This window comes from Streptomyces sp. NBC_00597 (assembly GCF_041431095.1).
In the GTDB taxonomy this organism is placed as follows: domain Bacteria; phylum Actinomycetota; class Actinomycetes; order Streptomycetales; family Streptomycetaceae; genus Streptomyces.
On record NZ_CP107758.1, the window covers coordinates 415,577 to 428,729 of the forward strand.

Annotated in this window: 12 protein-coding genes; 8 read left to right on the forward strand and 4 right to left on the reverse strand. The window is 71.0% G+C overall.

Going from position 1 to position 13,153, the window contains the following annotated elements:
• Positions 1–181 precede the first annotated feature (181 nt).
• Complete coding sequence (locus OG974_RS31705) at positions 182–607, forward strand: hypothetical protein (RefSeq protein WP_329316856.1); 426 nt, start codon at positions 182–184, stop codon at positions 605–607.
• Positions 608–700: 93 nt separating this feature from the next.
• Here OG974_RS31705 and argH read toward each other — a convergent pair whose 3' ends face one another.
• Genes argH through OG974_RS31725 form a run of 4 tightly spaced genes read right to left on the reverse strand, consistent with a single transcriptional unit; the run spans position 701 to position 5,464 of the window.
• A complete protein-coding gene (gene argH / locus OG974_RS31710; protein ID WP_329316858.1) occupies positions 701–2,257 on the reverse strand; it encodes an argininosuccinate lyase in 1,557 nt (518 codons plus the stop codon).
• Positions 2,254–3,510 (reverse strand): ATP-grasp domain-containing protein, encoded by a 1,257-nt coding sequence (locus OG974_RS31715; RefSeq protein ID WP_329316860.1) that lies wholly within the window; start codon positions 3,508–3,510, stop codon positions 2,254–2,256. The genes argH and OG974_RS31715 overlap by 4 nt, the downstream gene beginning before the upstream one ends.
• Positions 3,507–4,574 carry a cysteine synthase family protein gene (locus OG974_RS31720; protein WP_327286340.1) on the reverse strand — a complete coding sequence of 356 codons (1,068 nt, stop codon included), beginning with the start codon at positions 4,572–4,574 and terminating at the stop codon, positions 3,507–3,509. Before OG974_RS31720 ends, OG974_RS31715 begins: the two co-directional genes overlap by 4 nt.
• A gap of 8 nt (positions 4,575–4,582) precedes the next feature.
• Positions 4,583–5,464, reverse strand: a complete 882-nt coding sequence (locus OG974_RS31725; RefSeq protein WP_331735211.1) for a kinase — start codon at positions 5,462–5,464, stop codon at positions 4,583–4,585.
• Positions 5,465–6,039: 575 nt separating this feature from the next.
• Between OG974_RS31725 and OG974_RS31730 the strand changes: the two genes are divergently transcribed.
• The 7 genes from OG974_RS31730 to OG974_RS31760 all read left to right on the forward strand — a co-directional run bounded on the left by OG974_RS31730 (position 6,040) and on the right by OG974_RS31760 (position 13,144).
• Positions 6,040–7,332 (forward strand): glycosyltransferase, encoded by a 1,293-nt coding sequence (locus tag OG974_RS31730; RefSeq protein WP_329316864.1) that lies wholly within the window; start codon positions 6,040–6,042, stop codon positions 7,330–7,332.
• A gap of 338 nt (positions 7,333–7,670) precedes the next feature.
• Positions 7,671–8,483: an alpha/beta fold hydrolase gene (locus OG974_RS31735; RefSeq protein WP_331735214.1), complete on the forward strand. Its 813-nt coding sequence runs from the start codon at positions 7,671–7,673 to the stop codon at positions 8,481–8,483.
• 38 nt (positions 8,484–8,521) lie between these two features.
• Complete coding sequence (locus OG974_RS31740) at positions 8,522–9,541, forward strand: 2,3-diaminopropionate biosynthesis protein SbnB (RefSeq protein ID WP_331735217.1); 1,020 nt, start codon at positions 8,522–8,524, stop codon at positions 9,539–9,541.
• 27 nt (positions 9,542–9,568) lie between these two features.
• A complete protein-coding gene (locus OG974_RS31745) occupies positions 9,569–10,366 on the forward strand; it encodes a phosphosulfolactate synthase (protein ID WP_327286345.1) in 798 nt (265 codons plus the stop codon).
• Between the two features lie 97 nt (positions 10,367–10,463).
• Positions 10,464–10,709 carry an acyl carrier protein gene (locus tag OG974_RS31750; RefSeq protein WP_327286346.1) on the forward strand — a complete coding sequence of 82 codons (246 nt, stop codon included), beginning with the start codon at positions 10,464–10,466 and terminating at the stop codon, positions 10,707–10,709.
• Positions 10,710–12,020, forward strand: a complete 1,311-nt coding sequence (locus tag OG974_RS31755; protein WP_329316867.1) for a beta-ketoacyl-[acyl-carrier-protein] synthase family protein — start codon at positions 10,710–10,712, stop codon at positions 12,018–12,020. It abuts the gene before it with no gap.
• Positions 12,014–13,144, forward strand: a complete 1,131-nt coding sequence (locus OG974_RS31760) for a beta-ketoacyl synthase N-terminal-like domain-containing protein (protein WP_327286348.1) — start codon at positions 12,014–12,016, stop codon at positions 13,142–13,144. The genes OG974_RS31755 and OG974_RS31760 overlap by 7 nt, the downstream gene beginning before the upstream one ends.
• Positions 13,145–13,153 lie beyond the last annotated feature (9 nt).

Genomic DNA, 13,153 nt, shown 5'->3' on the forward strand with positions numbered 1-13,153 from the left:
GGGGCCGGGCCCGGTCCGGGCGAAGGACGTCCCTGGCCCGGCAGGGCCACGGCCGTGACCGCGCGCCCTACCGCGGCCGCACGGACCCCACGGCTGCCCACCCGCCTGGGACGGCGAGGACCCGGACCACGTCCGACTGTCCGCGGCACGGCTGAAGGAACGCCTGTACGCCACCATCACCATGATCGCGGTCGTGGTGGGGCTGGCGTACTCGGCGCACGCGCAGCCGGGGGACGTCGCCCTGTCGGTCGCCGTGACGGCGCTCGGCCTCTGGCTGGCCTCCCTCGTCGCCGATGGCCAGGCCCACCGCGTGGTGCACCGGCGGGGCAGCGACGGGCGGGACCTGCTGGAGATGCTGTACGTGTCCAGCCCGCTCCTGCTCTCGGCCGCCGGACCCCTGTTCCTGATCCTGCTCGCGGCGCTCGTGGTCATGTCGCTGCACACCGCGTTGCTCACCGCGGCCTGGGTGAACGTGGCCTCGCTGTTCACCTGGGGCTGGTTCGGCGGGGTACGGATGGGCAGCGGGCTGGTGGTGTCACTGCTGGGCGGAGCCGTCGACGCAGCCATCGGTACGGCGGTGGCCCTGGTCAAGGCCGCCGGCCACTGACCGGGCGGCCGCGCGCCCGTGGTCGGGAGCACCGAGCCGGTCCTCGGCCGGTGTCGCCCGACCCGCGGCAACGGCGGGCGCCGACCGGGCGCCTCACGGCGGGACGGGCGCGCCCGGCAGTGGTGACACCAGTCCCGCGACCGCTTCGTCGAGCGCGGCCGCGCCGGCGGCCCATCGTGTCCGGCGCTCCTCGGACCCGGCCCGAGCCTTCTCCAGATCGGCGCGGAGTCCTGCCACGGCGCGGGCCGTAGAGTCGCCGCCGGGTCCCCCGCCGTACGCGCAGGCCCGCGCGACAGCTGCCGGATGCAGCCAGTCGTCCACCCCGTGGCGGGACGCCAGCCGGGCGATCTCCGGAACGTCACGGGCGGCCTCGGCGAAGGACCGGGACGTGTCCAGGGCGCGCACGACCGTCTTGCCCACCAGGTGGTGTGCACTGCGGAACGGCATCCCCGTGGCGACCAGGCGCTCGGCCAGGTAGGTGGCGGGAGTGAAGCCTTCGACGGCGCGCCGCAGCATGCGCTCCGCATCCGGTTCGGCGCCGTGCACGACGAGCCGCAGCAGGGTCACGGCGTCCGTCGCGTTCCCCAGCCCGGGCCATGTGTGCCGCAGTGCCTCCGTGCCCACGGCGATGGCGTTGGTGTAGGAGGCGGTGGTCATCGAGGAGGCGGCCGCCGTGAACGCGCCGAGGCTCGCGGTCGCGCGGCCCTGGACGTGCTCCAGGAGGAACGGGTTCCGTTTCTGCGGCATCATCGAGCTGGAGCCCACCAGGTCGTCCGCGAGGTGGACGAGGCCGGCCTCTTCGGAGGTCCAGGCCGAAAGGTCCCGGGCGACACGAGCGACGGTGACGCCCAGCCCCGAGGCCGCGGCCAGCAGCCTGAGCGCGAAGTCCCGGGAGGCAACGGCATCGACCGAGTTGCGGGCCGGGCCCGCGAACCCGAGCAGGACGCTCGTGCGCTCCGGGTCGATGGACACGGACGTGCCGCCGACGGCTCCGGCGCCGAGCGGGTTGACGTCGAGCTCCCGCCCGGCGTGGAGCAGGTCTTCGAGCGCGCGGAGCACGGAACAGCCCACGCCGGCCAGGTAGTGCCCGTAGGTGATGGGGACTGCGGGCTGCCCGTGGGTGTACGCGGGCATGACGACGGCCCCGTGCTCCTCGGCCTTGTCCAGAAGGGTCTCCGCGAACGCCTCGGTCGCGTCCACCAGGCGCAGGAAGTGCCGACGGCCGCGCAGCCGGGCCGTCGTCGCGTTGAGGTCGTTCCTGGAGCGGCCGGTGTGCATCACGCCGCCGATCCCCTCGCCGAGCCGCTCGGTCAGCAGGCCCTCGTACGCGAGGTAGACGCCCCGGGGCATGGGCCTGGCCCGTACCGCGGCGAAGTCGGAGCGGCGCAGGTCGTCGATGGCCTGCAGCAGGGCGGACGCGTGGGCCGGCTCGACGATCCCGCGCTCGGTGAGCATCACCAGGTGGGCGCGGTCTACCTCACTGATGAGGCGGAGCTCCTCGCCGAGCCCGTCGGCCACGTCGTCGGGGGAGAGGTACTGGTCGTAGACGATCGCGTGGGCCTCGTCGTTCAGCCCGGTGCTCAGCCTTCCGGTGTCCACGCCGGGTCGCGCCGCCGCGGCTGGTGCGTCTGTGGTGCGTTCGGCGCTCATCCCCGTGCCCCCTCGGGCGCCGGGCGGAGCGCGCCGGCCAGTTCGCGCAGTGCTTCGTCGGCGGACGCCCCGGCGAGGGCCGCGTCGGCGGCGGAGGCGATGACGTGGCCGAGCCGGCCCCGGAAGTCGCGGGCGGGCTCGATCGGATCGTCGGGAGCGCGGTAGAGCACGGCGGTCTCGGTGTGTGGTGCCGAACGGGCCGTCTCCAGGGCCCGCTCGGTCCGGGTGCGGTCGGCGATGAAGCCCGGGCGGTCTGAGGTGAGGAAGCGGATCGCGGCCGTCCTGCCCGCGGCCGGCGGGGTGTCGCTCACGTCAGCGCCGGCGGCGGCCCCGATCTGGCGGGCCACCAGATCGATGCCGAGGGCGTGGCGGACCAGCTCCGGGATCATGCCGCCGGCCAGCCGCGGATTGACCTCGACGACGCGGACGTCGTCGCCGTCCATGCGCAGCTCGACGTGTGCGGCTCCCCAGCCGAGTCCGAGGGCCTTCACCGCGCGCACGGCCTGGTCCCGGAGCAGTGCCGCAGCGTCTGCCGGAATCGGGGCCGGGACGTCGTGACCCAGCTCGACGAAGTCCGGCAGCGGGCCCAGGTGCTTCGCGACGACGACCACGGCCGTGTGTCCGAACACTTCGACGGAGTACTCGGCGCCGCGCAGGTACTCCTCGACGAGGACGTCCCGGGGTACGGCGACGCCGCGCTCGTTCACGGCGGCGGCCGTCAGGGTCGCGGCGTGGGCCGACACCTCCTCGGCGTCCGCGCACAGCCGCACGCCGAGGCTGCCGGAACCCTGGACGGGCTTCAGCACGACGGGGTACCCGATGCGGTGAGCGGCGGCCCGCGCCCCGTCTGCACTGCGCACCCGCTCGTGGCGCGGGACGGCCACGCCCGCCTCGTGCAGCCGCTGTCGCTGCCGTGCCTTGTCGCGGCATTCCCGTACGGCGTCGGCGTCCGGGCCGGGCAGGCCGAGGGCGCGCGCGGTGGCGGCGGCCGTGGCCACGTAGTACTCGGAGCTGGACGTGACCCCGGCTATTCGAGCTTGCTCCAACAGGTGTCGGGCGGCGGTGAGGACGGCGGCGTCGTCCGCCGTGTCGACGACGAGCGCGCGCACGTCGTCTTCGGCCACGTACGGGTAGCGTCCGGGGTCCGTGCAGAGCAGGACGGGCTGGAGGCCCAGTGCCCTCGCCTGCCGAGCGAACTGGCGTCCCGTTCCCGTCGTGTTGCTTTCGACGAGCAGCAGCACGGGCTGTGTCACGTGGAGCTCCCTTGTGTCTGGAGGCCGGTGGAGGCGCCGGCGACGTCGTCGTACGTGCGGCGGTTCCACAGGAGCCTGGACCAGCTCCCGTCGCCCTCACCCGGCCGCTCCACGAGGCGGGGACCGCCGGCGGGCCGCGCGGGCAGGGCGTTCTGGCCGCGCAGCCAGGCGTCGTTGTAGACGGTGGACTGGTAGCGGTACCCCTCGTCCGGGAGTACCGCGAGGACCGTTGAGTCGCGATTGCGCTCCGCCCACCACGAGGCCACGAGGAACGCGGCACCGCTGGTCGGACCCATGAACAGGCCGTGGCGGCGGTAGAGCTCGCGGGTGGCGTGGAAGACCTCGCCGGGGCCCACCCAATGGACCTCGTCGTACGCGGCGTGCACGACGTTGCCCGGGACGATGCTGCTGCCGAGGCCCCGCAGCAGCCGAGGGCCCTCCGGTGCCTTGAAGATGACGGAGCCGTGCGTGTCGACGCCGATCAGGTGCAGCGCCGGCGTGTCCGCGCGCAGGGTCGAGGCGATGCCGCACGTGGATCCCCCCGAGCCGACGGGCCCGACGAGGGTGTCGACGGCTCCCAGGGTGCGGGAGACGAGTCGGCCCACCGAGGCGTAGGCGGCCGGATTCTCGGGGTTGGTGTACTGCTGCGGCACGAAGCTTTCCGGCCTGGCCCGGCGCAGCTCCTCCACTCGGGCCAGCCGCGCCCCCTGGATGCCGCCGGGCTGCCCGTGGTCCTCGACGAGTTCGACCTCGGCTCCGAGCATTTCCAGGCGGTTGCGCAGGTCGTCGTCGATGGAGTGGTCGCCGACGATGGTGAGCGGGAGGCCCCGCTGCCGGCAGACCAGGGCGAGTCCGAGGGCGAAGGTGCCGGAGGACGTCTCGATGACCGGCGTGCCCGGTGCGAGGTCCCCGGCGGCGATGGCCCTGTCGATGATGTGGCGGGCGGGGAGGAGCTTCATCAGGGTGAACGCGGCGGCGTAGAGGTTGCCGCCTATATGGATGATCTTGGGTAGTTCGACCGCCTCGATCACCGAGGGGTAGACGGCTGACTGATGCATTGTCATGAACTCATTCATCCGTTCGTCGTGAACTTCCATGACTCGACGATGCCGATGTCGCGCAGTAACCCCTCGGCGCGCGTGGAGCGGACGGTGAGCGCGGGGTCGTCGCGGTCGAAGAGCAGCCCGGCGACATCCCCGCTGTGCGAGATCTGGAGGCCCAACGCCCGGGTTTCCTCGGCGATCTTGAGGATGCGGTCCAACTGCGGGACCGGGAGGTGGCGCTGGTTGAGCCGGGTGCTGGCGGTGGCCACGCGGCCGAGCAGGGCCACGTCCTTGGCGAGTACGGCCTCGCGGAGCATGGCGCGCAGCTCCGCGAACTCCAGGACGTCGTCATCGGTGTAGCGGGCGGGCGGCAGGGACAGGGTCTCGACTCCGCGGCCCCCCTGTGCCGGCCTGGACCCGAAGCCGAGGACGAACACCGCCGGAAGGGGGTGCCCGAAGTCTTCGATGACCTCGCCCTCCCGCTGGGCGAAGAGGACGGCCGTCGAGTCGAACATCAACGAGTCGGACGCGATCTCGGCGCGCACCGCGAGCCGGGCCTTCTCCTCCGGGGTCAGGCGCAGCGCGTACCTGTCCTGGACCGCCCCGATCGCCGCGAGGACGTCACTGGTGGACGATCCGAACCCGCGCCCGAGCGGCACGTCACTGGTTATCTCCAGGTGTCCGCCCGCGGGCAGGCCGTAGGCGGCCACGGTCAGCCGCGCGGCCGTGCGGGCCTTGGTGCGCCAGCCGGGGGAGACGGTGACGTCGGTCCCGCCGTCCGACGCGAAGCGTGCACGCACGCAGTACAGGGGGCAGGGGAGGGTGACGAGGCCGCGCCGCGCCGTGCCCCGGTCGCGGAACACCCCCTGGAGCACCTCGCCGTGGTGTATCGGGGCCGACGCCTCACCCATCCGCCCTCTGCTCTGATCCACCTGTTCCCTGGCTTCCTCTGCTACTTCGACGGGTCGTCACATCCATGCTCGGAGCCGCTCCGGATCGGGGCGCTTGACAGGCGGAGCAGCAGGGGGAACGAGTGCCGGAACACGGCGATGCCTGCGGCGGGAAATGGCCTGCACCCTCGGATGCCCCCGTGGCCGATCGCACCGTAACCCCTTGATTTGACCTGCGGCCGAGGCATTTTGCAAGTGATCGCTGACACAGCCGGAGTGGGAACCGCCTGCCGACGCCTCCGGCGCTCGGCAGCGTCGGGCCTCGCGCGCAGCGCGACAAGGGGCCTTGGACGAGCTGGAGTTGAGGTGCGGGGCGCGGTCCATCGATGTGCTGTCTGTATGATCGACACGATCCCGCCCGAGGCACGGCCGGGACGGTCCCCGAGCGGGGCACGGCCGCGGCACACGGATGCGCGGCGCCCCCGCCGTTCCCCCCCCCCATCACGTACGTCCGCCGGTTGCGAGCCGCGTCGATTCCGCCGCCAGAGCTCCGTGTCGAGAGCGGCTCCCGGTCCGGTCCCGAGAAAGGAACGGAATTGAAGGTTCTGGTCTATGTGACGGACGGGAGCCGTGGCGACGTACAGCCGTACTTGGCCCTGGCGTACGCCCTCAACCGGGCAGGACACACCGCCACCCTCGTCGGACCGCGTCTCTACGGGGACTTCGCCGCGGAATTCGATGTTCCGTTCGCTCCGCTCAATGACGAACTGGTCCGGCTCCAGTCAAGCCCCGAGGTCCGCGGGCTGTACCTGAACAACGACGACCCACAGGTGCAGCGCCGGCTGCGGGAGTCCACGATCGCGCTCTTCCCACGGGTGTTCCCGCTGATGATGCGGGAAATGTGGGACGCGGCTTCGGACGGGGCCGACCTCATCGTCTATTCGCCGTCCTCCCGGCAGGTGACGCACCAGATCGCCGAGCGGCTCGGCGTCCCGCACGTCCTCGCCTCCCTCTACCCGCACCACGTCGTCTCCCGGGAGTACTCGCCGGGCCCCGGCCTGCGGCCCACGGCGACGAACCTGGAGGACCACGCCCGCGTCAACAGGCCCCTCGAACCACCGCTGTCGGACTGGGTGGGGCAGTGGCGTACGGACGTCCTCGGGCTGGCGCCCCGGGACGACTACACGGACTTCCGGACCGACGTCCACGGCAACCCGACACCCGTGCTCCACGGCTTCAGCCCGCACGTCCTGAAGCCTGCCGCCGACTGGCCCGAGTGGGTGCACACCACCGGGTTCTGGACGCTGCCCCGCCGCCCGGACTGGCAGCCGCCCGCCGAGCTGGTGCGCTTCCTGGAGCAGGGCCCGACGCCCATCTCCGTGGGCTTCGGCAGCATGTTCGGCGGAGATCCCGAGGCGACCGGCGAACTGGTCGTCGAGGCGGTGAGCGCCGCCGGGGAGCGGGCGGTAGTCGTGGAGGGCTGGGGCGGAATACGGGTGGTCGACCCGCCCGAGAACGTCATGGTGGTCAGGGACGTCCCCTACGACTGGCTCTTTCCCCGGGTCCGTGCCGCCGTGCACGCCGGGGGCACCGGGACCTACAACGCCGCCCTGGTGGCGGGCCTCCCGCAGATGGCCTGTCCGTTCCACAACGAACAGCAGATGTGGGCGGACCACGTCCACGGCCTCGGCGTGTCGGCTCCGCCCGTGAAGTTCAGGGAACTGACGGCCGAGGCGCTCCGCTCGGGCATCGTCACGGCGACGACCGACCCGGCCATCGCACGGAACGCCCAGCGGCTGGCCGAGAAGCTGAGTCCGGAAAGCCCCCTCGAAGACGCTGTGCGCGTGCTTGAGCGCGTCCGGCGGGCGGGGTCGGGGAAGAGGGCCTGACGGGCCCCGGAACGCCCGGGTGACCCTTGGCCGGCCGGTGTTTCTGCCTGCGGAAACGCCGGCCGTCGGGGCATCCGCGTCACGCCGCAACCACGCCGCGTGACCAGGCGTTCACGGGCCGAACTTCGTTGCCTTCGGCCCCCAACTCCCCTATGATCTTGGCCTGTTCACAGCTGCAACATCACATATGCTGACTCACACGGGGGTGAATGGCATGGTTCGTCGCTGTGTGGGTGTCGGCGTGTCGTGTTTCGCGGCATTAGGTGCAGGTATTTCCGGAGCTACGGAAGGCGTTCCCGACGGACAGGGAAGCCCGCTCGACGGGCGCGGAGGCGGGTATGCCCTCTGACCGTCCTGCCGCCGGAGCGTCCTGGATCCGGCGCAACCGGCGATGTCGTGATGTACGGATACGCCTCCTCTGCCTGCCGCACGCCGGCGGCACCGCCTCCTTCTACCATTCCTGGGCCTCGTGGCTACCCGACGGAACAGAGCTGCTGTCCGTCCAGTACCCGGGCCGACAGGACCGGATATCCGAGCCGTGCGCGTCCACCATGGAAGACCTGGCACCCCAAGTGGTCCAGGCCCTGCAACCGCACCTCGATGACGATTCCCCCCTTGTCCTCTTCGGGCACAGCATGGGCGCCTGGGTCGCGTTCGAAGTGGCACGAATCCTTGAAATGTCATACGCCCGCCGCCCGGCCGGACTCATCGTGTCCGCCCAGATTCCGCCCCACCTGCCTCCGGAACGTGAATGGCCCGGAGAGAGCGACGAAGAGCTGATCGCCGAACTCCGCAGGACCGGAGGCACGTACAGCGATCCGATGCTCCAGCCCGGACTCCGCGAGTTGGTGCTGCCCGCCGTCCGTGCAGATTTCCGACTCGTGCAGGAATATTCGCCGCAACCCCTCCGCAGGATCTCCACATCCATAACCGCATTTGCCGGAGTTGACGATGCGGGAGTTCCCTGGAATAGGGTGGCCGAGTGGCAGGACGCCACAACGGGGACCTTCACCAGCCACACCTTCCCGGGCGGTCACTTCTACCTGCTGGAACAAGAGCAGGAATTCGCACAGCAGGTGAACCGCGCCATCCGCCGGATGGCGGGCAACAGCGCGACGTATTCACACACCGGTCAGCATGCCGACAGCTGAGCAATCGGATCGGCAGTGAACGGGACACAGGGGGAATCTTGAACGCGTTGGACCCCATCGCACGTGATGGGCTGCTCTACCTGTCGGCCGCCGACGTGGAACGCGCCGTCGGCTCCGAACACACCCTCTTCGTGGAAGCCGTGGAGGCCGCACTGCGCGCCCAGGCCGCCGACGACGTGGTGCAACCGCTCAAGCCCTACCTGCGCCGGCCCGACCGCCCGCACCCGACCGACCGCATCATCGCCATGCCCGCCTACGTGGGAGGCGAGGTCCACCTCTCCGGCATCAAATGGATCGGCAGCGCCCACGACAACCAGGAGGTCCGAGGCCTACCGCGGGCCTCCGCGGTGATCGTCCTCAACGACGCGGACAGCGCCTACCCCGTCGCCGTCATGGACGGCTCCGTCGTGAGCGCATGGCGGACCGCTGCGGTCTCCGCCCTGGCCTGCCGGCACCTGGCGCCCGAGGGCAGGCGCCTCGCGATCCTGGGAACCGGTCTCCTCGCCAGGACGCACCTGTCCCTCCTGTGCGAAACGTGGGGCAGGCCCGAGGCGGTGGAGGTCCATGACGTCTCCCCCCGGCAGGCGGAGTCCTTCGCGCGCTGGGCCCGCGAGGAGCACGGGGTGACCGTCACCGTTCACGACGACGCCGCCGGATGCCTGCGCAACGCGGACGTCATCCTCGTGGTCACCACCGCCCCCGGGCCGTGGATCCCCGCCGAGTGGGTGCCGCGCGGCTCCCTGTTCCTGAACGTTTCGCTCGCAGACCCCATGCCGGACGTCGTCCTCGCCAGCGACAAGGTCGTCGTCGACTGCTACGAGCAGGTCATGCGTCCCGGGAAACTTCTCCACACCATGGCGCAGCAGGGCACCTTCGGTCCCGAACGCTGCCATGCGGACCTCTCGCAGCTCGTCACCGGCGCACGTCCGGGCCGCGAGAAGCCCGAGGAGACCATCTTCTTCAACCCCATCGGACAGGCCGTCGGAGACATCGCCTGCTCGGCCGCCGTCTACAGACGGGCCGTCGAGAACGGCGTGGGAACTCGACTGGAAAGGTAACCCCTTTCAGTGAAAGAAAGAGCAATCGTGTCCGAAGCGAACGGCGCGCAATCCCCGCAACGGGCTTTCCTCGCATCACTCGGCGTCGTCCGTCGGACGCCCCGGACCTACCCCTTCGACCCCGGCTACGACGTCGCGACGGTGGTCTCCCACATCGCCCAGAGCCACTCCCTGATGGCGGGTCTCAAGCTCTCCATGGCGACGTGGCTGCTCATCGAGGACAGCAGCCTGCAGCAGAAGATCCGGGCCGCCCGGGACCACGGCCTTGCGGTGACGGTCGGCGGAGGCATGTTCGAGATTGCCGCCGACCTCGGCCGACTGGACGAGTACCTCGACCTGTGCCGGCGGCTGAGCGTCACGGGCATCGAGGCGGGCCAGGGGTTCACCCGCTCCGACCCCCACCCCGGACGCGTACTGGAGGCCGCGACGGCCCGCGGCCTCACGGTCACCTACGAGATAGGCGGGAAGCACGACGGGGCGTTCGACGAGGAGACGACGAAGCGGCTCATCGCAGAGGGCGGCCAATGGCTCAACGAAGGCGCCACCCATCTTGTCGTCGAAGGCCGTGAGAACGCCGCCGACGTCGGGCTCTTCGATTCCCACGGCCAGTTGAGCCGCGGACTCGCCGACACGCTCGCGGATGAATTCGGACTCGACCGCCTCATATTCGAGGCACCCACCAAGTCGAGCCAATTCGCACTGCTCGACCATTTCGGCGCCGGCGTCGCCCTGGGCAACGTGCGACTGGAAGAGCTGCTCAGGGTGGAAACCTACCGGCACGGTCTGCACAGCGACGCGTACGAACGCTCTTTCCCCGCCAAGTGACATGGGCGACATCCACAATTTATCGCTGGACCGACAGACCCTGCCCGAACAAGAATGCATTACCTGTGCCGTCACGGCCTGAGGGAAAGGAGCAACGGTGCTTCCTGCCGAGCGCGAGGCGAAAGTCCGCGAAATAATCTGCGAAGTGCTCGAACTGGAGGAGGAAGAGCTGACCCCCGCCGGACGGTTCCGGGAAGACTACGGTGCGGACTCCATGAACGCCGTGGAAATCCAGAGTCAAATCGAGGTGGCCCTCGACATCGAAATCGCGCGGGAAGACCTGAAACGGATGGTCGACCTGAAGACGGTGCTGGAGATCCTCGAAACGGCCAAGGCAAGGTAGATGACGAGCACGGGGGACAGTACGAACGGCAGGCGCCGGAGAGTGGTCATCACCGGCATGGGCGTTCTTTCGAGCATCGGCAACGGCGTCGGGCCGTTCACCGACGCGCTGCGGGCCGGACGCTCGGGCACCACCGACATCACCCGGTTCGACACCCGGGACTTCCCGCAGCGGCGCGGACACCAGGTGACGGACTTCGAACCCGGGGACTGGATTCACCACCTTCCCCTGGAAGACGTGGGACCCGCCGCCGGATTCGCCATTGCGGCAAGCCGCATGGCCCTGTCGGACGCAGGACTGAGCGCGTCGGAGTTGCACGAGCGACGGCGCGGGTTCATCGCCGTCGGCACCACGGACGGCGGCGTACCGGACCTGGACGGCATCGTCGAGGCCGTCCTCCCCGGAGGCCTCGAAGACATGCCGGCCGTCCTGGCCCGCCGCGTCCCCGCATCGCAGCTCTCGGTACACCTCGCACGCGAGCTCGGCCTCCCCAACGTCGAAGCCGTCTCGATCGCCACTGCCTGCGCTGCGGGGAACTACGCCATCGGCGCCGGACTCGACGCCGTACGGTCCGGCGAAGCCGACTACGCCCTCGTCGGCGGATCGGACGTGCTGTGCCGCAAGACGCTCGCCGGGTTCACCCGGCTCGGCCTCGTCGCCGAAGAGGAGTGCCGCCCCTTCGACTCCGAGCGCGACGGCCTCCTGCTCGGCGAGGGAGCCGGCATGCTCCTGCTGGAGGACGCCGACTCCGCGCACGCCCGCGGCGCCCGCGTGTACGCGGAAGTCATGGGCTACGGACTGAACTGCGACGCCCACCACCCCGTCGCTCCCGAACGGGAAAGCGTGGGCCGCTGCATGCGCCTGGCCCTGGACGACGCCGGAATCAGCCCCGAAGACGTCGACCTCGTCTGCGCGCACGGCACCGGCACCCAGACGAACGACATCACCGAAGTGCAGGCCATGCACGACGTCTTCGGCGAGCAGCTGCCCCGCGCCACCGCAGTCAAGTCCATGATCGGGCACACCATGGGCGCGGCCAGCGCCCTCGGCGCAGTGGCGGGCGCCCTCGCCATCCACCACGGCTTCGTGCCCCCCACGGCCAACCACCGGCACACCGACCCGGAATGCGCCGTCGACTGCACACCCAACCGGTCCGTCGAAGCAGACGTGCGGATCGTCCAGAACAGCGCCCTGGCCTTCGGCGGCAACAACGCCGTCCTCGTCCTCGGCAGCCCCGACGGCCGACGGACCCCACCGGCGGTGCAGAACCCCGACCAGGAGCCGACGGCGCAAAAGGAGCAGCCGTGCTGAGCACCGGGGCCGGCCGGCCGCAGCGCCCCGTCATCACCGCCTGGTCGGCCGTGTCGCCGTTCGGGGTGGGACGCGAGCCCTTCGAACGGGGACTGTCGGCCGGCCGCACGACCGCCCGGCGCCCCGACACCGACGTGTGGGGGGTCGTCGCCGAGCCGCTGGCCCATCTCGTACCGGACTTCGAGGTCCGCCAAGTACTGGGGAAGGCCGGGACCAGGGGGCTCGACCGCGCCACCGGCCTGGCGATCACTGCGGTGCGCGAGCTGCTGCGGCACGCGCCCGACATCGTCGACGACAGTGGTCTCACCACCGGGATCGTGCTCGGTACCACCGCCGGCAGCGCACAGGGATACGCAGACGTGACCCGTGCCTCCTTCGAAGGCCGACGCCCCCAGGACGTCCCGCCCGTGGCCATCCCGAACATGGCGATGAACAGGGCCACTTCGGCCAGCGCCATCTTCCACGGCCTCCGCGGACCGAACAGCACCCTCGCAGCCGGACGGGTATCGGGCCTCATGGCCCTCGAACACGGCCGTCGCCTGCTCGCGCAGCACCGCGCCGACCGCGTCGTCGTCGGCGCCACCGAGGAGTACTCGCAGGCCCGTTCCTGGCTGGAGCACCACCGGCGGCACGCCCGCGACGCGGACGCGGCACTGGGCGAGGGATCCGCCGTCCTCCTGCTGGAGCGGCCCGATGGCATCGGCGCCGAGCGCACCGTCCTGGCCGAGGTACTGGCGGTCACCTCGTGCATCGACGTGGACGGCGATCCCGTCGCCGCCCTGCGCTCCTGCCTGTCCGCCGTGCTCGACGCCGCCGCAGTGGCGGCCGGGGACGTCTGGGCCGCCATGCCGAGCAGCTGCGGCGGCACACCGGATCCGGGGGAGGCCCGGCTCCTCAAGGACACGTTCGGCACGGAGGCGGTCTCCCGGCCCGCGATCGGATCGCTGATCGGAGACACCTCCGCCGCCGCGTCCCTCTTCCAGATCGCGGCGCTGCTGAGCACCGCACAGCACGCCGCCGACGACCGCGGCCACGACGGCGACCGTCTGGCGCTGGTCAGCGCTGTCGACCCCGACGGAGCAGTGGCCTGCGCGCTCCTGCGCCTGCCGTCGTCCGGCCGCTGAACAACCTGG

Excerpts from the sequence above, each read along its gene's own strand:
- OG974_RS31720 (WP_327286340.1), bottom strand. The coding sequence starts at position 4,574 with ATGACAATGCATCAGTCAGCCGTCTACCCCTCGGTGATCGAGGCGGTC.
- OG974_RS31705 (WP_329316856.1), top strand. The coding sequence starts at position 182 with ATGATCGCGGTCGTGGTGGGGCTGGCGTACTCGGCGCACGCGCAGCCG.
- argH (WP_329316858.1), bottom strand. The coding sequence starts at position 2,257 with ATGAGCGCCGAACGCACCACAGACGCACCAGCCGCGGCGGCGCGACCC.
- OG974_RS31755 (WP_329316867.1), top strand. The coding sequence starts at position 10,710 with ATGACGAGCACGGGGGACAGTACGAACGGCAGGCGCCGGAGAGTGGTC.
- OG974_RS31735 (WP_331735214.1), top strand. The coding sequence starts at position 7,671 with ATGCCCTCTGACCGTCCTGCCGCCGGAGCGTCCTGGATCCGGCGCAAC.
- OG974_RS31725 (WP_331735211.1), bottom strand. The coding sequence starts at position 5,464 with ATGGGTGAGGCGTCGGCCCCGATACACCACGGCGAGGTGCTCCAGGGG.